Annotated in this window: 14 protein-coding genes; 7 read left to right on the forward strand and 7 right to left on the reverse strand. The window is 74.2% G+C overall.

The genetic code is table 11. The features are described from left to right. Nucleotides 1–121 precede the first annotated feature (121 nt). Both Q5530_RS20005 and Q5530_RS20010 read right to left on the reverse strand, forming a co-directional pair. On the reverse strand, nucleotides 122–1,186 hold the full coding sequence (locus Q5530_RS20005) for a MerR family transcriptional regulator (RefSeq protein WP_415364200.1): 1,065 nt from the start codon (nucleotides 1,184–1,186) through the stop codon (nucleotides 122–124). 61 nt (nucleotides 1,187–1,247) lie between these two features. Next, on the reverse strand, nucleotides 1,248–2,168 hold the full coding sequence (locus Q5530_RS20010) for an SDR family NAD(P)-dependent oxidoreductase (RefSeq protein WP_415364201.1): 921 nt from the start codon (nucleotides 2,166–2,168) through the stop codon (nucleotides 1,248–1,250). 143 nt (nucleotides 2,169–2,311) lie between these two features. Here Q5530_RS20010 and Q5530_RS20015 point away from each other — a divergent pair, with 143 nt between their 5' ends. Both Q5530_RS20015 and Q5530_RS20020 read left to right on the forward strand, forming a co-directional pair. Continuing rightward, entirely contained in the window at nucleotides 2,312–2,848 is a 537-nt protein-coding gene (locus tag Q5530_RS20015; protein ID WP_415364202.1) for a TetR/AcrR family transcriptional regulator, read from the forward strand. A gap of 79 nt (nucleotides 2,849–2,927) precedes the next feature. After that, on the forward strand, nucleotides 2,928–3,746 hold the full coding sequence (locus tag Q5530_RS20020; protein ID WP_415364203.1) for an SDR family NAD(P)-dependent oxidoreductase: 819 nt from the start codon (nucleotides 2,928–2,930) through the stop codon (nucleotides 3,744–3,746). Between the two features lie 164 nt (nucleotides 3,747–3,910). On the opposite strand, the gene Q5530_RS20025 is transcribed toward Q5530_RS20020, so the two are convergent. After that, on the reverse strand, nucleotides 3,911–4,621 hold the full coding sequence (locus Q5530_RS20025) for a FadR/GntR family transcriptional regulator (protein WP_415364204.1): 711 nt from the start codon (nucleotides 4,619–4,621) through the stop codon (nucleotides 3,911–3,913). 66 nt (nucleotides 4,622–4,687) lie between these two features. Here Q5530_RS20025 and Q5530_RS20030 point away from each other — a divergent pair, with 66 nt between their 5' ends. From Q5530_RS20030 to metH, 4 genes are all read left to right on the forward strand, one after another. Then, nucleotides 4,688–5,416 (forward strand): (Fe-S)-binding protein, encoded by a 729-nt coding sequence (locus tag Q5530_RS20030; RefSeq protein WP_415364205.1) that lies wholly within the window; start codon nucleotides 4,688–4,690, stop codon nucleotides 5,414–5,416. After that, nucleotides 5,413–6,810: a LutB/LldF family L-lactate oxidation iron-sulfur protein gene (locus Q5530_RS20035; protein WP_415364206.1), complete on the forward strand. Its 1,398-nt coding sequence runs from the start codon at nucleotides 5,413–5,415 to the stop codon at nucleotides 6,808–6,810. Before Q5530_RS20030 ends, Q5530_RS20035 begins: the two co-directional genes overlap by 4 nt. Further along, nucleotides 6,807–7,403 carry a LutC/YkgG family protein gene (locus Q5530_RS20040; protein ID WP_415364207.1) on the forward strand — a complete coding sequence of 199 codons (597 nt, stop codon included), beginning with the start codon at nucleotides 6,807–6,809 and terminating at the stop codon, nucleotides 7,401–7,403. The genes Q5530_RS20035 and Q5530_RS20040 overlap by 4 nt, the downstream gene beginning before the upstream one ends. Nucleotides 7,404–7,648: 245 nt before the next feature. Continuing rightward, entirely contained in the window at nucleotides 7,649–11,257 is a 3,609-nt protein-coding gene (metH, locus tag Q5530_RS20045; protein WP_415364208.1) for a methionine synthase, read from the forward strand. 225 nt (nucleotides 11,258–11,482) lie between these two features. Here metH and Q5530_RS20050 read toward each other — a convergent pair whose 3' ends face one another. From Q5530_RS20050 to Q5530_RS20065, 4 genes are all read right to left on the reverse strand, one after another. Beyond that, a complete protein-coding gene (locus tag Q5530_RS20050; protein WP_415364209.1) occupies nucleotides 11,483–14,572 on the reverse strand; it encodes an efflux RND transporter permease subunit in 3,090 nt (1,029 codons plus the stop codon). Between the two features lie 349 nt (nucleotides 14,573–14,921). After that, nucleotides 14,922–15,323 (reverse strand): hypothetical protein, encoded by a 402-nt coding sequence (locus Q5530_RS20055; protein WP_415364210.1) that lies wholly within the window; start codon nucleotides 15,321–15,323, stop codon nucleotides 14,922–14,924. After that, nucleotides 15,316–15,696 (reverse strand): hypothetical protein, encoded by a 381-nt coding sequence (locus Q5530_RS20060; RefSeq protein ID WP_380635350.1) that lies wholly within the window; start codon nucleotides 15,694–15,696, stop codon nucleotides 15,316–15,318. Before Q5530_RS20060 ends, Q5530_RS20055 begins: the two co-directional genes overlap by 8 nt. Before the next feature lie 76 nt (nucleotides 15,697–15,772). Further along, nucleotides 15,773–18,256 (reverse strand): hypothetical protein, encoded by a 2,484-nt coding sequence (locus Q5530_RS20065; protein ID WP_415364211.1) that lies wholly within the window; start codon nucleotides 18,254–18,256, stop codon nucleotides 15,773–15,775. 170 nt (nucleotides 18,257–18,426) lie between these two features. On the opposite strand from Q5530_RS20065, the gene Q5530_RS20070 reads away from it, so the two are divergent. Beyond that, the gene (locus Q5530_RS20070) at nucleotides 18,427–19,842 is read left to right on the forward strand and encodes an aminopeptidase P family protein (protein ID WP_415364212.1); all 1,416 of its coding nucleotides are present in this window, start codon (nucleotides 18,427–18,429) and stop codon (nucleotides 19,840–19,842) included. Nucleotides 19,843–19,851: the final 9 nt, after the last annotated feature.

Here is a 19,851-nt window from a genome sequence, read left to right on the forward strand (position 1 = left end):
GTCGGCGTGGAATCCGTCGGCGTGGAATCCGTCGGCGTGGAATCCGTCGGCGTGGAATCCGTCGGCGTGGAATCCGTTGCCGTGGAATCCGTCGTCGCGGGTTCGTCCGGTGGTGCGGCGGTCATGCCGGGCCTTCCTGTGCGGTGGGTTCGGGTCGCAGGGGCATCACCAGGGTGGTGAGGTCACCGTCGTCGGCGGAGCGGACCACGACCGGCTGGTCCGGTCCCGCGAGGTCGAGCATCACCTCGGGACCGACGGCCGTGCTGATCGCCGGGTGCAGCGTGGAGAGGGCGAAGTCGATCCCGATCGGGGGGCCGGTGACGGTGGCGGGGAGCGCCTCCCCCGACGAGACGGTCACCGCGGCCCCGGCCACGTCCAGCCGGACCCGGTGGTCGTGCTGCCCCTCCAGGCTGCGCACCAGCGCGTTGCGGGAGACCAGGACCCGGGTCAGCACCGGGGGCAGCGCCGCCAGCACCAGCCGGTGGTCGGGGAAGGGCTCGGCCAGGGTCCGGCACTCGCGGGCGTCGGCGTCGCCCAGGAGCAGGACGCTCCCGGGCCCCGCGCCCAGCCCCAGCCCGTGCTGGCGACGCGTCCACGGCAGCACCGGCCGCAGGTCGTCGGCGTCGAGCGTGGCCGACCAGTCGGACCCGCTCGGCCGCACCGGGACCAGCGTGCGGGTCGACAGCCGGTACCGGTCGGTCGCGGTGAGCACGACGCCGTCGGCGGAGACCTCGACGTGCACGCCGTTGAGCACGGGCAGGCCCGGCTCGTGGGTCGTCGCGGTGAGGACCTGCTCGACCGCCGTGGTGAACACCGACCCGTTCACCCGCACCGACGGGGCCGGCGGGGACGGCCGCAGGAGGGCCTTGACCGCCGCGGCCGTCTCCCGCGCCCGGTGGGCCCGGTGCGCCAGGCCGGCCACGTGGTCGTCGACGATCCGGGCGGCCTCGCGGCACCCCGGGTCGAGGACCTCGGCGATCAGCTCCAGGGGCATGTCGATCTCGCGCAGCCGGCGGATCATCACCGCGCGTTCGACCTGGTCCGGCGCGTAGTAGCGGTAGCCGGACGCCTGGTCGACGCTGGCCGGCTCGACCAGGCCCGAGTCGGCGTAGAAGCGCAGCGCGCTGGTGGTCAGCCCACTGGAGCGGGCGAAGCCGCCGATGGTGAGCAGTTCGGACTTCGGCACCCGGTCATCATCGGGTTTCAGCCAACCTGAAGGTCAAGCCCCTCCCGGTCCCGAGGCCGGTTCACCGGGCCAGGGTCTCCTCGGTCACCGCCCACAGCCGGGTCGCGGCATCCGGGTCCAGCGCGTGGGCCGCGACCCCGTGCCGGGGGTCGCCGACACCCGGCAGCGCCTCGTTACAGTCCTCGAAGTACCGCCCGCCGACGCCCTCCACCAGCGGCGAGGTGGCCAGCAGCACCGAGGTCGCCGCGCCCTGCTCCGGGGTCTTCCACCTGAAGTCGGTTGCGCCGACCTGCGCCCGCAGCCGGGTCATCTCCTCCTCGGTGACGTGCCGCTGGAGGTTGGTCATGATGCCGCCGGGCATCAGGGCGTTCGCGGTGATCCCGTCGGCGGCCCACCTCCGGGTCGCCTCGATCGCGAACAGCACGTTCGCGCTCTTGCTCTGGCCGTAGGCGGACCAGGGCTCGTAGGGGCGCCGCTCGAAGTGGATGTCGTCGAACACCACGCCGGACCGGTGGTGGGCGCTGGAGCTGACCTGCACGACCCGGGCGCCCCCGGCGGCCAGGTACCGGTGCAGCCCGGTGGTCAGCGCGAAGTGCCCGAGGTGGTTGGTGGCGAACTGGAGTTCCCAGCCCTCCGGCGTGCGGGTCTCCGGCGTCGCCATGACCCCCGCGTTGTTGACCAGCAGGTGCAGCGGGCCGTCCCAGCCGGCGACGAACGCGGCCACGGACGCCTGGTCGGCCAGGTCCAGCCGCGCCACGCGCACGTCCCCGCCGATCTCGCCGGCCACCCGCTGCCCGGCGGCGGTGTCGCGCACCGCCAGGGTGACCTCCGCGCCCGTGCCCGCCAGCGCCCGCGCCGTCTCGACGCCGATGCCGGAGGAGCCGCCGGTGACCACGGCCCGCCGGCCGCCCAGGTCGATGCCCGAGACGACCTCCGCCGCGGTCGATTCCGCACTGAACGGTGTGGTGATGCGCTCGCTCATGTTCTGCTCCGTTGTCGTCCGTTGTCGTTCGTTGTCGTACGTGGCCTTACACTGAAGCGGAGGGCCCTCCGGTACTTCCAACCTAACCGGAGGCTCCTCCGTTTTCATGGTGATCCACGTCACCCCGAGCACGAGGAGGCACCGTGTCGCGTCCGTTGCGCGCCGACGCCCGGCGCAACCGGGACCGCCTGCTGGCCACCGCGCTGGAGGCGTTCTCGACCGAGGGCGCGGACGTGGCGCTGGAGTCGGTCGCCAAGCGCGCCGGTGTGGGCATCGGCACCCTCTACCGCCACTTCCCCACCCGCGAGGCGCTGGTGGAGGCGGTCTACCGCAACGAGCTGGGCAAGCTGTGCGACGCCGTGCCCGAGCTGCTCGACACCCTGCCCCCGGACCGGGCGACCAGGGTGTGGATGGACCGGTTCGTCGACTACACGGCCACCAAGCACGGCATGGCCGACGCCCTGCGCGCGGTCATCGCCTCCGGCTCGGACCCGTACTCGGAGAGCCGTGACCTCCTGGTCGGCGCCATGGGCAGGCTGCTGGCGGCGATGGGCCGGACCGACCTGGAGCCGACCGACGTGCTGGTCACGATCAGCGGCATCGCCGGCGCGGCGACCCAGCTGGGCGCCCCCGGCAGGATGCTCGACCTGGTCCTGGACGGCCTCCGCTACCGCCCCTGACCGGCGCTCCACCTCCAACCCCCACACCCACCCCCACCACCCCGCCACACTGGTGCGGACCACGACCGAAGGAGGCCGCATGTCCAAGCTCCCCCCTCACCGGTTCGCCGGCGGGACCGCCGTCCTCACGGGCGCGGCGAGCGGCATGGGCGAGCAGATGGCGTACGGCCTGGCCAGGCGGGGCAGCCACCTCGTCCTGATCGACCGGGACGCCGAGCGGCTGGCCGAGGTCGCCGGCCGGATCCGGGGCGTCCGGGTCGACCCGGTGGTGGCCGACCTGTCCGACGTGTCCGGGTTGGACGCCCTCGCCGCCGACGTGCTCGCCCGGCACCCGCGCCCCACCCTGCTGATCAACAACGCCGGTGTCGCCCTGGGCGGCACCTTCGACCAGGTCGGCGCCGAGGAGTTCGACTGGGTGCTGGACGTCAACTTCCGCGCCCCGGTCGCGCTCACCCGGCTGTTCCTGCCCAGCCTGCTGGAGTCGCCGGGCAGCCACGTGGTGAACGTCTCCAGCCTGTTCGGGCTGATCGCCCCGCCCGGCCAGACCGCGTACTCCGCCAGCAAGTTCGCGCTGCGCGGCTTCACCGAGGCGCTGCGGCACGAGCTGGCCGACCGGGGCGTCGGCGTGACCAGCGTCCACCCCGGCGGCATCCGCACCCGGATCGCCGAGACCGCGCGCGTGGCGAGCGGCGCGAACGCGGCCGAGGCGGCGGAGGGCAGGGCGAGCTTCGCCAAGCTGCTCACCTACCCCGCCGACAAGGCGGCCGAGCAGATCCTCACCGGCGTGCGGAAGCGCAAAGGACGCGTGCTGATCGCGTGGAGCGCCGTGGCCCCGGACGTCCTGGCCCGCCTGTTCCCCACCTCGTACATGACCGTGGTCAACCGCTTCAAGCGTTGACCAACCGCGCGAGTCGTACCTCCAGACCCCGCGAGTCGTACGTCCAGACCCCCCGAGTTACACGTTCAGAACACGTCCAGCCCGCGCGAGTCGAACACTCACGCCCACCGTGTCGAACGTTCAGCCCGCGCGAGTCGAACGCTCACGACCCCCGAGTTCCACGTTCAGGTCAGCCGACGGCCCCCCGCGTGCCGGACCCACTCCCGGTGGAACCCCCGGACGTGCCGGGTCACCCGCTCCGCCGCCAGCTCGGCGTCCCCCGCCCGCAGCGCCCGCAGGATGCCCCGGTGCTCGCGGCGCAGCCGCACGGCCGTGCGCGACCAGTCCGGCAACGCCCGCACCGCGTCCAGCACCGTTCGGTGGATCGCGTCGCGCAGGGCGGCCATGACGGCGGTGTTGACGGCGTTGCCCGCCGCCGCCGTGAGCGCCACGTGGAAGTCCGCGTCCAGCAGGTGGAACGCGTCCGCGTCGAGGTCCGGCGCGTCCATGCGCACCAGCAGGTCGGCGGCCCGCACCAGCTCGGGGTGGTCGGGCGTCGCGGCCGCGGCCCGCACCGCGTGGCTCTCGATCATCACCCGCGTGTCCACCAGGTCCGCCATGGGCAACCGGCGCGTGGCCAGGTGCAGCCGCAGCGCCGACCCGAGGCCGCCCGCCGGGTCCGCGATCACCGTCGTCCCCGCGTCGGGCCCCGAGCCGACGCCGCTGCGCACCACGCCCATCGCCTGGAGCACCCGGATCGCCTCGCGCACGGTCGCCCGGCTGACCCCCAGCCCCTCGGCCAGCCGACGCTCCCCGGGCAGCTGCTGCCCGACGCCGAGCCGGCCCGCGGTCAGCTCCGACTCCACGTGCCGCAGCACCGCGTCGTACCCGGACACCGCACACCTCCTGTGGTCAGACCACACCCTGGTGTGGTCTGACCACAGAGCCTAGACTCCGCGGACGTGAGAGTCGCGCTGTTCGTCACGTGCCTGGTCGACGGCCTGTTCCCGGACGTCGGCAAGGCCACCGTCCGGCTGCTGGAACGGCTCGGCCACGAGGTGGTCGTGCCGCCGGCCCAGGCGTGCTGCGGCCAGATGCACATCAACACCGGCTACGCGGGCCAGGCGCTGCCGATCGTGCGCAACCACGTGAAAGCCTTCGAGCACGCCGAGGTGGTCGTCGTGCCGTCAGGTTCGTGCGCGGGTTCGGTGCGCCACCAGCACGCCGCGGTCGCCCGCGAGCACGGTGACGCGGGGCTCGCCGACGCCGCCGAGGACACCGCGAGGCGCACCTACGAGCTGTCGGAGTTCCTGGTGGACGTCCTGGGCGTCACCGACGTCGGCGCGTACTTCCCGCACCGCGTCACCTACCACCCCACGTGCCACTCGCTGCGCGTGCTGAGGGTGGGCGACCGCCCGCTGCGGTTGCTGGAGGCCGTGGAGGGCATCGACCTGGTCGAGCTGCCCGCCGCGGAGACGTGCTGCGGCTTCGGCGGCACGTTCGCGCTGAAGAACGCCGACACCTCCACCGCCATGCTGGCCGACAAGATGAGCAACGTCATCAGCACCCGCGCGGGCGTCCTCACCGCCGGCGACTCGTCCTGCCTGATGCACATCGGCGGCGGCCTGAGCAGGCTGCGCGGCGGCGTCCGCCCGCTGCACCTCGCCCAGATCCTGGAGCACACGCGATGAGCACGTTCCTGGGCCTGCCCACCGGCCGCGGCAACCTGACCGGCCCACCGTTCCCCGAGGCCGCCCGCGAGGCGCTCGGCAACGCGCAGCTGCGCCGCAACCTCGCCAAGGCCACCTCCACGATCCGGGCCAAGCGCGCGGCCGTCGTGGGCGAGCTGCCGGACTGGGCCGAGCTGCGCGCGGCGGGCGCGGCGATCAAGGACGACGTGCTGGCCAACCTGGACGAGTACCTCGTGCGGTTCGAGGAGGCGCTGACCGCGCGCGGCACCCACGTGCACTGGGCGCGCGACGCCGACGAGGCCAACCGGATCGTCACCGACCTCGTCACCGCGACCGGCACCCGCGAGGTGATCAAGGTCAAGTCCATGGCCACCGCCGAGATCGGCCTCAACGAGGCCCTGGCGGAGGCGGGCGTGCACGCCGTCGAGACCGACCTGGCGGAGCTGATCGTGCAGCTGGGTCACGACCGGCCGAGCCACATCCTGGTGCCCGCGATCCACCGGGGCCGGGCGGAGATCCGGGAGATCTTCCGGCGCGAGATGCCCGGCGTGGACCCGGACCTGACCGCCGACCCGCGGGCCCTGGCCGAGGCGGCGCGCGCGCACCTGCGGCGGAAGTTCCTCACGGTGGACGTGGCCGTCTCGGGCGCGAACTTCGGCATCGCGGACACCGGGTCGCTGGTGGTGGTCGAGTCCGAGGGCAACGGCCGGATGTGCCTGACGCTGCCGCGGACGCTGATCAGCGTGGTCGGCATCGAGAAGCTGCTGCCGTCGTGGCGGGACCTGGAGGTGTTCCTCCAGCTGCTGCCCCGGTCGTCCACGGGCGAGCGGATGAACCCCTACACGTCGGTGTGGACCGGGCCCACCGAGGGGCAGACGAGCCACGTGGTGCTGGTGGACAACGGCCGCACGGCCACGCTCGCCGACCCCGGGGGGCGGGCGGCGCTGCGGTGCATCCGCTGCTCGGCGTGCCTGAACTCCTGCCCGGTGTACGAGCGCACGGGCGGTCACGCGTACGGCTCGACCTACCCCGGTCCGATCGGCGCGGTGCTGTCGCCGCAGCTGACCGGCGTGGCGCGGAACCCGACGCTGCCGTTCGCCTCGTCGCTGTGCGGGGTCTGCTACGACGTGTGCCCGGTGGCGATCGACATCCCGTCGATGCTGGTGCACCTGCGGGGCAGGGTGGTCGAGTCCCGGCGCGCCACGCCCGAGTCGACCGCGATGCGCGCCCTGGCGTGGGCGATGTCGGACGGGCGGCGGTGGCGTCGGTTCGCGCGGCTGGGGCGGTTCGGGCGGGCGGCGAGCAGGCACGTGCCGCTGCCGGGGTGGTCGACGGCCCGCGACCTGCCGCAGCCGCCGCGGCAGACGTTCCGCGACTGGTGGGAGGACCGGTGAACGCGCGTGACGAGGTGCTGGCCCGGGTCCGGCGGGCCAAGGGCGGCGCGGCCGGCCCGGTGCCCCGCGCGTACCGGGCGGCGGGCTCGCGGGGGCCCGGTGACGTGGACCTGTTCGCCGAGCGCCTGCGGGACTACCGGGCGCGGGTGCGCGTGGTGCCCGCGGCGGAGCTGGGCGAGGCCGTCGCGACCGCCCTGCGCGACCGCGGCGCGCGGCGGGTCGTGGCCGCGCCCGGCGTGCCCCTGGACTGGGCGCCCGGCGCCACCCGCGCGCCGGTGGACGTGGACGCCCTCGAACGCGCCGACGCCGTGCTCACCGCGTGCCACGTCGCCGTCGCCGAGACCGGCACGATCGTCCTGGACCACGCCGCCGCCGACCAGGGGCCCCGCGCGCTGACCCTGGTGCCCGACTACCACCTGGTGGTGGTCCGGGCCGACCAGGTGGTGGCCGGTGTTCCCGACGCGGTGGCCGCCCTGGCGGGTGTGGCCACCCAGACGTGGATCAGCGGGCCGTCGGCGACCAGCGACATCGAGCTGGAGCGCGTCGAGGGCGTCCACGGGCCCCGCACCCTCGAAGTGGTGATCGCCCTGTGATCACGGTGCGTGACGGTGCGCGAATGTGGAACTCGGGGGTCCTGGACGTACGACACGGTCGGTCTGAGCGTACGACTCGCGTGGATGGGCTGGGATGTTCCAGGGGGTGGGAGGAAGTGTCCGGAATCGTGAGGAGCGCTACCATCGCACGTGCGGTCGAGAGGCGCTGCAACGGGTGACGAGCCCGCCACGCTCGGTCGCGAGCAACGGTGAAGGGCGCCTCCCAGGAGACCACGGGAGGCTTCGTGTCGGAAAACGCCCTGCGGGAGTTGCTGGACCAGCGCGTCGCCGTGCTCGACGGCGCGTGGGGCACGATGCTCCAGTCCGCCGGCCTCTCCCCCGCCGACTACCGCGGTGACCTGCTCGGCGACCACCCGCACGACGTCACCGGCGACCCGGACCTGCTCAACATCACCCGCCCGGACGTCATCCTCGACGTGCACCGCCGCTACCTGGCCGCGGGCGCGGACATCACCACCACCAACACCTTCACCGCGACGGGCATCGCCCAGGCCGACTACGGCCTGGAGGAGCACGTTCGCGAGATGAACCTGAGCGGCGCGCGGCTGGCCCGCCAGGCCGCCGACGAGGTCGGCGGCCGGTTCGTCGCCGGCTCCGTCGGCCCGCTCAACGTCACCCTCTCGCTCTCGCCGCGCGTCGACGACCCGGCCTTCCGCACGGTCGACTTCGACCGGGTCCAGGCCACCTACGCCGAGCAGATCGGCGCGCTCGCCGAGGGCGGCGTGGACCTGCTGCTCATCGAGACGATCTTCGACACGCTCAACGCCAAGGCCGCCGTGGCCGCCGCCCGCGAGGTCGCGCCCCACCTGCCGCTGTGGATCTCGGTCACCATCGTCGACCTGAGCGGTCGCACGCTGTCCGGTCAGACGGTCGAGGCGTTCTGGAACTCCGTCGCCCACGCCGACCCGCTGGTGGTGGGCGTGAACTGCTCGCTGGGCGCGGCCGAGATGCGCCCGCACGTCATGGAACTGGCCCGCCTCGCGGGCACCTACACCGCCAGCCACCCCAACGCGGGCCTGCCCAACGCGTTCGGCGGCTACGACCAGACCCCGGAGGAGACCGCCGAGCTGCTGCGCGGCTTCGCCGAGGAGGGCGCGGTCAACGTCGTCGGCGGGTGCTGCGGCACCACCCCCGAGCACGTCGCGGAGATCGCGCGGGCGGTCCGGGGCGCGGCGCCGCGCCCGGTGCCCCGCATCGGGGACCGCACCCGGTTCAGCGGTCTGGAGCCGTTCGAGATCGGTCCGGACACCGGGTTCGTGATGATCGGCGAGCGCACCAACGTGACGGGCTCGGCGAAGTTCCGCAGGCTGATCGAGTCCGACGACCACCAGGGCGCGGTGACCGTGGCGCTGGAGCAGGTGCGCGGCGGCGCGAACCTGCTGGACGTCAACATGGACGCCGACCTGCTCGACAGCGAGCGGGCGATGACCACGTTCCTCAACCTGATCGCCACCGAGCCCGAGATCGCCCGCGTGCCGGTGATGGTCGACAGCTCGCGGTGGAGCGTGCTGGAAGCCGGGCTGAAGTGCGTGCAGGGCAAGGGCGTGGTCAACTCGATCAGCCTCAAGGAGGGCGAGGAGCCGTTCCTCGCCCAGGCGCGCCGCATCCGCGACTTCGGCGCGGGCGTGGTGGTGATGGCGTTCGACGAGAAGGGCCAGGCCGACACCGCCGAGCGCAAGGTGGAGATCTGCGCCCGCGCCTACGACCTGCTCACCCGGGAGGCCGGTTTCCCGGCCGAGGACATCATCTTCGACCCGAACGTGCTGGCGGTCGCCACCGGCATCCCCGAGCACAACGGCTACGCCAGGGCGTTCCTGGACGCGATCCCGCGGATCAAGGAGCGCTGCCCGGGGGCGCGGATCAGCGGCGGCATCTCGAACCTGTCGTTCTCCTTCCGCGGCAACGACACCGTGCGCGAGGCCATGCACTCGGCGTTCCTGTTCCACGGCGTGCGCGCGGGCCTGGACATGGGCATCGTCAACGCCGGTCAGCTCGCGGTCTACCAGGACATCCCGGCCGAGCTGCTGGAACTGGTCGAGGACGTGCTGTTCGACCGCCGCCCCGACGCCACCGACCGGCTGGTGTCCTTCGCCGAGGGGGTGGCGGGCAAGGGCACCAAGCGCACCGTGGACCTGTCGTGGCGCGAGGGCCCGGTGGCCGAGCGCCTGTCGCACGCCCTGGTGCACGGCATCGTGGACTTCATCGTGGACGACACCGAGGAGGCGCGCCTCCAGGCGAAGCGCCCGCTGGACGTCATCGAGGGCCCGCTGATGGACGGGATGAAGGTCGTCGGCGACCTGTTCGGCTCGGGCCGGATGTTCCTGCCGCAGGTGGTCAAGAGCGCGCGCGTGATGAAGCGGGCGGTCGCGCACCTGGAGCCGTTCATGGACGCGGAGAGGGAGGCCGCGGGGGGCGACCCCGGCGCGCCGCGCGGCAACGGCAAGGTCGTGCTGGCCACGGTCAAGGGCGACGTGCACGACATCGGCAAGAACATCGTCGGCGTGGTGCTGGGCTGCAACAACTACGAGGTCGTCGACCTGGGCGTGATGGTGCCCGCGGCGAAGATCCTGGACACCGCGGTCATCGAGGGCGCGGACGTGGTGGGCCTGTCCGGCCTGATCACGCCGTCGCTGGACGAGATGGTGGCGGTGGCGGCGGAGATGCAGCGGCGCGGGCTGAAGCTGCCGCTGCTGATCGGCGGCGCGACCACGTCCCGGCAGCACACCGCGGTCCGCATCGCCCCCGCCTACGACGAGCCCACGGTGCACGTGCTCGACGCGTCGCGGGTGACCGGCGTGGTGTCGGCGCTGCTGGACCGGGACCGGGCCGAGGAGCTGGCCGCGGCCAACCGGGTCGAGCAGCAGCGGCTGCGCGAGGAGCACGAGACCCGGCACAGCACGCCCCTGCTGACCGTCGAGCAGGCCCGCGCCAACGCCGAGGACGTGCCGTTCGACGAGCTGCCGACGCCGGCGTTCACCGGGGTGCGCGTGGTCGAGCCGAGCCTGGCCGAGCTGCGCGGGATGATCGACTGGACGTTCTTCTTCCTGGCCTGGGAGCTCAAGGGCAAGTACCCGAGGGTGTTGGAGAACCCGGCCGCGCGGGAGCTGTTCGACGACGCCAACGCGATGCTGGACCAGATCGTCGCGGACGGCTCGCTGCGGGCCCGGGGCGTGTACGGCTTCTGGCCCGCGCACGCCGAGGGCGACGACGTCGTGGTGGACGGCGTCCGGCTGCCGATGCTGCGCCAGCAGACGCGCAAGCCGCCGAGCCGCCCCAACCGCTGCCTGGCCGACTACGTGGCGCCGGAGGGCGACCACCTGGGCGGGTTCGCCGTGTCGATCCACGGCGCGGAGGAGCTGGCGGCGACGTACGAGGCCGAGTACGACGACTACCGGTCGATCATGGTCAAGGCGCTGGCCGACCGGCTGGCCGAGGCGTTCGCCGAGCACGTCCACCTGCGGGTCCGGCGCGAGTGGTTCGAGCCGGACGCCGACCCGGCGCTGGAGGACCTGCACGCGGAGCGCTTCCGCGGCATCCGGCCCGCGTTCGGCTACCCGGCCAGCCCGGACCACAGCGAGAAGCGGGAGCTGTTCGCGCTGCTGGGTGCCGAGGAGCAGGGCACCGGGTTGACCGACTCGTTCGCCATGACGCCGGCGGCCAGCGTGAGCGGGTTGATCTTCGCGCACCCGGACTCCCGGTACTTCACGGTGGGCCGGATCGGGCGCGACCAGGTCGAGGACTACGCGCGCCGGCGGGGTCTACCGCTGTCGGAGGCCGAGCGCTGGCTGCGCCCGAACCTGGCCTACGAGCCGGAGGTCGAGGCGAAGGTTTGAGGCGAAGGTCTGAGGCGGCGGCCTGAGCCTGGGCTCTGAGGCGGCCTGAACCCGAGGTTGAGCCGGCGGTCTGAGGCGGCGCGCCGGCCCGCGCAGCAACGGGTCCTGCCTGGGGTAAATCGTTTTCCACGGCCCTGATCAGCGGTTTCCACCGCCTTGGTAAATCGTTTTCCACGGCGACGGGCCCCGCCCGGTTACCCGGGCGGGGCCCGTCGTCGGACTGCCTCAGACGGTGACCGGCTCGCGCTCGTCCACCCGGGGCTCCGCCCGCTTCGCCGCCTTGCGCTCCTTGCGCCCCTCGACCATCGAGTACAGCGTGGGCACCAGCACGAGCGTCAGCAGCGTGGAGCTGATCAGGCCGCCGATCACCACGATCGCCAGCGGCTTGCCGATGAACGCGCCCTCGCCGGTGATGCCCAGGGCCATCGGCAGCAGCGCGAAGATCGTCGCCGCGGCGGTCATCAGGATCGGTCGCAACCGCCGCCGACCGCCCTCGACCACGGCCTCGCGCACCGGCATCCCGTCCCGCCGGTACTGGTTGACCAGGTCGATCAGCACGATCGCGTTGGTCACCACGATGCCGACGAGCATCAGCATCCCGATCAGCGCGGGCAGGCCGAGCGGCGTGCCGGTGAGCAGCAGCAGGCCGATCGCGCCGGTCGCCGCGAACGGGATCGACACCAGCAGGATCAGCGGCTGCACCAGGCTGCGGAACGTGGCCACCATGATCAGGAACACGATCGCGATGGCCGCGAGCATGGCCAGGCCCAGGTCGGCGAACGTCTCGGCCTGGTCGGCGCTCACGCCGCCGATCCGGTAGGACGCGCCGCCGGGCAGGTCGAGCCCCTCCAGCCGCGAGGTCAGGTCGGCGGTCACCGCGCCCAGGTCGGACCCGGTGGCCTTGGCCGACACGGTGGTGCTGCGCGCGCCGTCGGTGCGCCGCACCTGCACCGGACCGTCCACCACGGACACCTCGGCGACCTGGCCGAGCGCGACGCCGCCGGGCAGAGGCAGGGCGCGCAGCGCCTCCACGTCGCCCGGCGCGGCGCCGGTGCGCAGCACGACCCGCTGCGGCCGCCCGTCGACCGGCAGCTCGGCCACCGGCACGCCGCGCAGCGCCTGCGCCGCGAACTGGCCGATGCTCTGGCTGCTCAGACCGCGCGCGGCGGCCGCGTCCTGGTTGACGGTGACCTGCACGCGCGGCGCGCTGACGCCCAGGTCGTTGGTCACCTCGCCCACGCCCGAGACGCCCGAGACGGCCGCCTGGACCCGGTCGGCCGCGTCGCGCAGGGTGTCCGCGTCGGACGCGGTGACCAGCACGTCGATGCTGTCGGAGGCGAACCCGGCGGCGGCCGCGCCGAAGGTGACCTCACCGGTGCCCGGCGTGCCCGCCAACCGCTCGGTGAGCCGGTCCTGCAACGCCTCCAGGTCGGTGCCCTCGCGCACGGTGGCGTTCACCGAGGTGTCACCGCTGCCGCCGAACCCGAACGCGGCCAGGCTGTTGTCCGTGCCGATGGTGACCTGGTAGGTCTCGACCTCGTCGGTCTCGGCGAGCACGCCCTCCAGCTTGCGGGCGGCGTCGTCGCGGGCGGCCAGGCTGGTGCCGGGCGGCATCTTCTGGCTGCCCTGGAGCGCGGTGCCGCCGGAGTTGTCGATGAAGTTGGTCTCCAGCGTCCCGGCCAGGCCGAGCGTGCCGCCGAAGATGAACACCGCGAGCACCAGCGTGAGCCAGCGGCGGGTGGTGGCGAACCGCAGCACCGGCACGTAGGCGCGTTGCAGCGGGCTGCGCCGCTCCTTGTCCAGCGCCGCCTGCCGGGCCCGCTCGGCGGCCTCGGGGTCCTCCGGCACGGCGGGGGGCTTGAGGAACCAGAACGCGAGCACCGGCACGATCGTCAGCGACACCAGCAGCGAGGCCAGCAGCGCCACGGTGACCGTGATGGAGAACGGTCCGAACAGCTCGCCGGCGATGCCGCCGACGAACGCGATCGGCAGGAACACCGCGACCGTGGTGAGCGTGGACGCGGTCACCGCGCCCGCCACCTCGCGCGTGCCGTCGAGCACGGCGCGCTGCTTGTCCTCGCCGTAGCCGAGGTGGCGCTTGATGTTCTCCAGCACCACGATCGAGTCGTCGACCACCCGGCCCACCGCGATGGTCAGCGCGCCGAGGGTGAGCAGGTTCAGCGACAGGTCGCCGGTGTAGAGGGCGATCAGCGCGACCACCACGGACAGCGGGATGGACACCGCCGTGACCAGGGTGGACCGCACGGACAGCAGGAACAGCAGGATCACCAGGACCGCGAACAGCAGGCCCAGCAGACCCTCGGTGGTCAGGCCGCTGATGGCCTTCTCCACCTCCGGCCCCTGGTCGAAGGCGACGGTGAGCCGCGAGCCCGCGGCCTCGCCCAGCTCGTCGAGCCGGTCGCGCACGGCGCGGGAGATCTCGACCGCGTTGCCGTCGGCGTTCATGGTGACGGTGACGCCGAGGGTGGGCTCGCCGTCGGTGCGGGTCAGCACGGTCGCGGCGGCGGGCGCGGACTCCACGCGCGCCACGTCGCCGAGCGCGACCGGACCGCCGGGCGAGGTCAGGGGCAGTCTCCGCAGGTCGTCGACCGAGGTGACGGGGCCGCCGACCTGCACGGTCAGCGTCTTGTCGGCCTCGGGCACGGTGCCCGCCGGCACCGCGGCGCCGGCCGAGGCCAGGGCGGCGGTCAGGGCCTGCGGGTCGACGCGGGCGGCGCCCAGGCGGGCGTAGTCGACGGTGACGGTGATCTCGCGCTCGCGCTCGCCGCTGACGGCGGCCTCGCGGACGCCGGGAACGGCCTCCAGCTCGGGCACGACCTCGGCGCGCAGGCGCGCGGCGGTGGCGATGTCGTCGTCACCGGAGGTCGCGGCGAGCGCGACGACGGGGATGTCGTCGGTGCCGCCCTGGGCCACGGTGGGGTCGACGCCCTCGGGCAGGCGCGGCCCGAGCCGGTTGACCGCCTGCTGCATCTGCGCGACGGCGGCGTCGATGTCGGTGCCGTAGGTGAACATCACCTGGACGGTGGCGGAGCTCTCCTGCGAGCGGGTGATCACCTCCTCGACCCCGTCGACGCCGCGCACGGCGGCCTGGATCGGCTCCGCGACCTGGCTGTCCACCAGGTCCGGGGAGGCACCCGGGTACGGCGCGACGACCACCGCGGCGGGCAGTTCGATGGAGGGGAACAGCTGCTGCTTGATCGAGGGCAGCGTCAGCACGCCGAAACCGATGACGACGAGGCTGAGCAGCCCGACGAGACCTCGGTTGGCCAGGCTGAGCCGAGCCAGCACGGACATCTTGGGCATCTCCTTGGTGGGCGGACCGGCCGGCGCGTCCTCGCGCGCGGTCCGCGGGTCGGTGCGCGAACGCTCGCACACCCCGGCTGAGAACGGGCTCAGGGTCGAACCGTTCCCATCCTCGTGACCTGCGGGAATTCCCGTCACCCAATCGTGCGCACGCACGAGTGATCTTCATCACGGAGGCCGGGGACGCGAGCGCGTCCCCGACCCCGTGGTCCGCGGCGGTGTGCCCTGCCAGACACCCGAGGTCGATTTCGGCCCCGCCGCGGACCCGCCGGCCGAGGTCCGGCCCCCGACCGCCGACTGCATTACGCGGGCGACCCGGGATCGGTTCAGCGCGTCCGGTTCAGCGCGTCCGGTCGGTGTGCCGCAGCCACAGCAGGCCCAGGACGGGCAGCACGAGCGGGACGAACAGGTAACCGCTGCCGAAGCCCGACCAGACCGTGGCGTCCGGGAACGCGTCCCGGAACACCAGGCTCGCCGCGCCGACCAGCAGCACCCCGGCCAGCTCGACCCCGCAGGCGAGGTAGGCCAGCCGCCGGGGCACCGCGCCCGCCAGCGCGACCGTCGCCACCACGTAGACCACGGCCGCGAACGCCGACAGCAGGTAGGCCAGCGGCGCCTGGTCGAAGCGCGTGGCCAGCTGCACGGCCGAGCGCGAGGTGGCCGCCAGCGCGAAGATCCCGTACACCGCGATCAGCATCCGGCCCGGACCCGACCGCGTGGTCTCCGCCAGCGCGTCACCCATGGCCGGCCCACAGCTGGTTGAGCCGCAGCACCATCACCGGCACGCTCAGGCACGCGACGGCCAGCACCCCCGCGCCCCACCGCGACCGCTCGGCCAGGGACCAGAACGCGCCCAGCGGCAGCACCACCGCCACGCCGACCAGGTAGCCGAGGAAGGTGGGCACGTCGAGCTCCCGGTCGGTGCCGACCACGTTCACGACGCCCGCGACGAGCTGCGCCAGCAGGCCGACCTCCAGCAGCACGACCACGCCGGCCAGGCCGAGGGTGGGCTTGGTGGCGAGCGTGATCGGCCGGTCGGCGACGGCCAGCACGAGCGACCACACGGCCGCGACGAGGGCCACGACCACCAGCGCGGTCGCGAGGACTTCGATCATCGGGTCTTCCCGGGGTGGTGGACCACCCGGGCAACCTACCCCGCGCGGGAGAGGGCCCCGCCGGGGCCTTCCCGCACTACGGGCTCAGCGCCTTGAGCACCTCGGCCTCGCGCCGCTCCACCACCGCCTCCGCCACCCGGGCCACCACCTCGTCGAACACCGGGTCCCGGTAGTAGTCGCCGTGCCCGCGCAGCGGCGAGGCGACCATGTCCGGGTCGGGGTCGAGGAACTCCGGGTCGCGCAACCGCACGTCGTACCCGCACCGCACGCCCCACAGCTTGTCCCCCGCGCACACCCGCTCGTCCTCGGTCGCCTCCCACGCCTCCACGGGCCCGCCCAGCGGGTCGGTCAACCGGTGCACGTTCCACCACCGGCCCTCCAGCTCCCGGTGCAGGGAGCACAGCTCGGCGTGCCCCAGGTAGTGCGGGAACAGCCGCGAGTACGCCCACTGCAACTGCGACCCGTAGGTCACCAGGCCCACCCGGCGCAGCGCCTCCGCCGCCTCGGCCTGCCCGATGTAGCGCCGCCCGTCGGCCGGGTCGGGCCGCTCGGCCTCCCGCCTCAGCAGCGCCAGCGCGGCGAAGCACACCACGCTGCCCTGGCTGTGCCCGGACAGCACGACCGCCTCCACCCCGTGGTGCCCGGCCAGCCGCACCGCCCGCGAGGTCAGCTCGATGGTCGCCCGCCCGCCGTACGGGGGCGGGCAGATCGGGTGCGCCGCGCGCGGCCAGAACGCCACCAGGTCCCACACCACGCCGACCGCCGTGCGCATCTTGCCGCTCTGCCACGACCGCAGCCCCAGCACCGCCAGCAGCACCACGAACCCGGACACCGCGAGGCTGCCCAGCCCGCCCAGCTCCTGCGCCGGCCGCGACGACAGCCAGTCGGCCAGGCCGGGCGGCGGCGTGGCCCGCCAGCCGGGGTGCGCCAGCCGCGCCAGCGCGATTCCACCGCTCGCCACCACCAGCACCCCGCCCAGCACGGCCAGGGCGCCGAGCACCCAGTGGTAGCGGAACTTCGCCGAGGCCAGCCGCCTGCTCAGGGCGACCTTGGTGACGCCGGGCCGGGTGGGCGGGCCGGGGTAGTCCTCGCACACCCCGGCGCGGACCGCCTCGCCCACCGCGTGGTGCACGCCCGACCACACGCCCACCGCGTACAGCACGGTCGCGCCGGCCAGGCCGCCCCAGACCGCCCAGCCGGGCGCGGAGGCCCACCGCAGCACCACCGCCGCGCAGGCCAGCGCGGACCCGGTCGCGAGCACGAGCGCGCTGGACACCTGCCCCACCATCGCCGCCACGACCGGGCCGAGCAGCAGCGCGAACCCGATCGCCAGCACGCCCCACAGCCCGGCCCCGAACAGGTAGCTCGTGCTCAGCCCCAGGCCCGGCCGCCCGGTCGGGGCCGGGTCGCCCAGCCACTCGACCACCCGGTAGGCCAGGCCGCCGCTGAACCCGACCGCCAGCGTGGTCGCCAGCGCCGCGACCACCGCGGCCCCGTACCCGTGCCACATCGGCCGGAACCGCGCGTCGACCGCCATCAGCTCGACCCCGCGCGGGGAGCGCCGCATCCGCGCGCACGCCGCGAACAGCGCCACCAGCAGCAGCATCGCCAGCGCGGCCAGCACGTTGGTCACCGCCTCGAACCCCGCCAGCGGCGGCGCGGGATCGGTGGGCAGCCGCCACAGGAACACGGCCGCCAACCCGGCCGTGAGCAGCAGGTAGACCGCCGCCGCCCACTTCAGCGGCCGCGTGTTGGCGGCGCGCCGGTCCGGGGAGGTGGTCACGCAGCCGACCACCCACGCCAGCAGCGGCACGGCCAGGCCGATCACCGACCACGACAGCGCGCCGTCGGGCAGCGCGGTCCGCAGCGCGCCCGCGTGCAGCACGCCCAGCACCACGCAGGACGCGGCCACGTGCGCGTCGCGCAGCACCGGCGTGCGCGGCGAGGTGTGCCAGAACGCGTAGTCGCCGAGGCTGCCGGTGTGGGTCTCCCACCGGTGGTGCGTGCCGCGCGGCTCGTACAGGAAGGTCTGCCGGCCGAACCACCACAGCACCGCGACCACCAGCGCCGGCGGCGCCGTCCCGAGCAGCAGCAGCGCCCCGAACGGCCAGTCGGCGAAGGAGTCGAGCCAGGTGTGCTCGGCCCGGCACGCCGCGGCGGCCGCGCACTGCCGCACCACCAGCTCCAGCGACACGTACCCGACGGTCGTGACGAACATGCAGGTCAGCACCAGGCCGAGGAGCCGGAGCACCGCCTCGGCGAACCGGCCCGCGCCCAGCAGCGCGTACCGGGCGAGGTTGAGCACCGCGAACGGGGCCATCAGCAGCCACAGCGCCCGGCTCGCGCCGCCCGAGGTGAACCGGCCCCAGTGGAACGCCTCGACCACCCGCTCCCGCGCCGGCCGCTCGCCGGGCAGGGTGGCGGCGGGCCGGCCCGCCCGCAGGAACCTGGCCACGTCGTCCCCCGCCACGGGGGTGGGGAACGGATCGCCCAGCACGTGCTCCGGCGGCGTGCCGGAGACGCCGTGGACCCGCAGTTCGACGACTTCCTCTGGCTTCATGCGGACACCTCCCGGCTGTTGCCTACCGGATCGCCCCCTCCGGCGAGGGCGTTTCCCCCGGGAGGCACTCGGCCGGGTGAACGGGTGACGATGAGAGCATGCCCGTGCGCGTCCGTTCGCCGATCGGGACCGGACGAGTGACGAGCCCCCACCCCGAAAGGTTGCCGACCGTGACCAAACCCGCCCGCCGCGACCCGAGCAACCTCGTCGACGCCCGGGGGTTCCGCGAGTTCGTCCGGGACGGCTGGGGCCCGGCCGACCGGACCGCGCGCGTCGCGCCCGGCGCCGCCGGTGCCGCCGCCGCGCACCGCGCCCGGCTCAGCGCCGCGCTGCCCGGCGCGCGCATCGCCGTGGCGGCCGGCTGGGCGCCGGTGCGGTCCAACGACACCGACTTCGGGTTCCGCCCCGACAGCGACTTCTCCTGGCTGACCGGCTGCTCCGCCGAGGGCGCCGTGCTGGTCATGCACCCGGTGGGCGACGGGCACGAGGCGGAGCTGTTCCTGCGCCCGCCCGCGGGCCCCGACGAGCCCGACTTCTTCGCCAACGCCCGCGACGGCGAGCTGTGGATCGGCCCGGTGCCGGACCTGGGCGCGTGGTCCGGGGCGCTGGGCGTGCGGTGCCGCCCGCTGCACGAGCTGCCCTCGGCGCTGCGCGGCAGGCTGCCCGCGGTGCACGCGACGGTGGGCGTGGACCCGCTGCTGGACGCCCTGGCCGGCGCGGACCACACGGCCGCGCTGCGGACCACGCTGGCCGAGCTGCGGCGGGTCAAGGACGACTGGGAGATCGGCCAGCTCCAAGCCGCCGTGGACGCCACGGTCCTGGGCTTCGCCGACGTCGCCGCCGAGCTGGGTACCGCGGTCAAGGGCGGTGGCGAGCGCTGGTTGCAGGGCACGTTCGACCGGCGGGCGCGGACCGCGGGCAACGGCCCCGGCTACGCCTCGATCGTGGCGGCCGGGCCGCACGCGCCGGTGCTGCACTGGGTGCGCAACGACGGTCCGGTGCCGGAGGACGCGGTGCTGCTGCTGGACGCGGGCGTGGAGCTGGACACGCTCTACACCGCCGACATCACCCGCACGCTGCCGGTGTCCGGCGCCTACAGCCCGGCGCAGCGGCGGGTGCACGAGCTGATCGAGCGCGCGTCGGTGGCCGCGCTGGCCGCCGTCCGGCCGGGCGCGGAGTACCGGGACTTCCACCGCGCGGCCATGCGCGTGCTGGCCGAGGGCCTCCACGACTGGGGCCTGCTGCCCGTGTCGGTGGACGAGGCGCTGGACCCGGACGGCCAGCACCACCGCCGCTACATCGCCTGTGGCGTGGGGCACTTCCTGGGCCTGGACGTGCACGACTGCGCGAACTCTCGCGCCGAGGCGTACCACGACGGGACGCTGGAGGTCGGCATGGCGCTGGCCGTCGAGCCGGGCCTGTACTTCCACCCGAACGACGAGACCGTGCCGCCGGAGCTGCGCGGCATCGGCGTGCGGCTGGAGGAGAACGTGGTGGTGACCCCGGAGGGCAACCGGGTGCTGTCCGCGGCCCTGCCGTCCGACGCCGCCGGGCTGGAGGCGTGGGTGGCGGCCGCCGGGCGCTGACCCGGGGTC

It is taken from the genome of Saccharothrix sp. BKS2, from assembly GCF_047689505.1.
GTDB classification, from domain to species: domain Bacteria; phylum Actinomycetota; class Actinomycetes; order Mycobacteriales; family Pseudonocardiaceae; genus Actinosynnema; species Actinosynnema lopnurensis.

Coding starts and splice junctions, on each gene's coding strand:
- Q5530_RS20010 (WP_415364201.1), bottom strand. CDS start 2,168: ATGAGCGAGCGCATCACCACACCGTTCAGTGCGGAATCGACCGCGGCG.
- Q5530_RS20020 (WP_415364203.1), top strand. CDS start 2,928: ATGTCCAAGCTCCCCCCTCACCGGTTCGCCGGCGGGACCGCCGTCCTC.
- Q5530_RS20035 (WP_415364206.1), top strand. CDS start 5,413: ATGAGCACGTTCCTGGGCCTGCCCACCGGCCGCGGCAACCTGACCGGC.
- Q5530_RS20050 (WP_415364209.1), bottom strand. CDS start 14,572: ATGTCCGTGCTGGCTCGGCTCAGCCTGGCCAACCGAGGTCTCGTCGGG.
- Q5530_RS20055 (WP_415364210.1), bottom strand. CDS start 15,323: ATGGGTGACGCGCTGGCGGAGACCACGCGGTCGGGTCCGGGCCGGATG.
- Q5530_RS20060 (WP_380635350.1), bottom strand. CDS start 15,696: ATGATCGAAGTCCTCGCGACCGCGCTGGTGGTCGTGGCCCTCGTCGCG.
- Q5530_RS20065 (WP_415364211.1), bottom strand. CDS start 18,256: ATGAAGCCAGAGGAAGTCGTCGAACTGCGGGTCCACGGCGTCTCCGGC.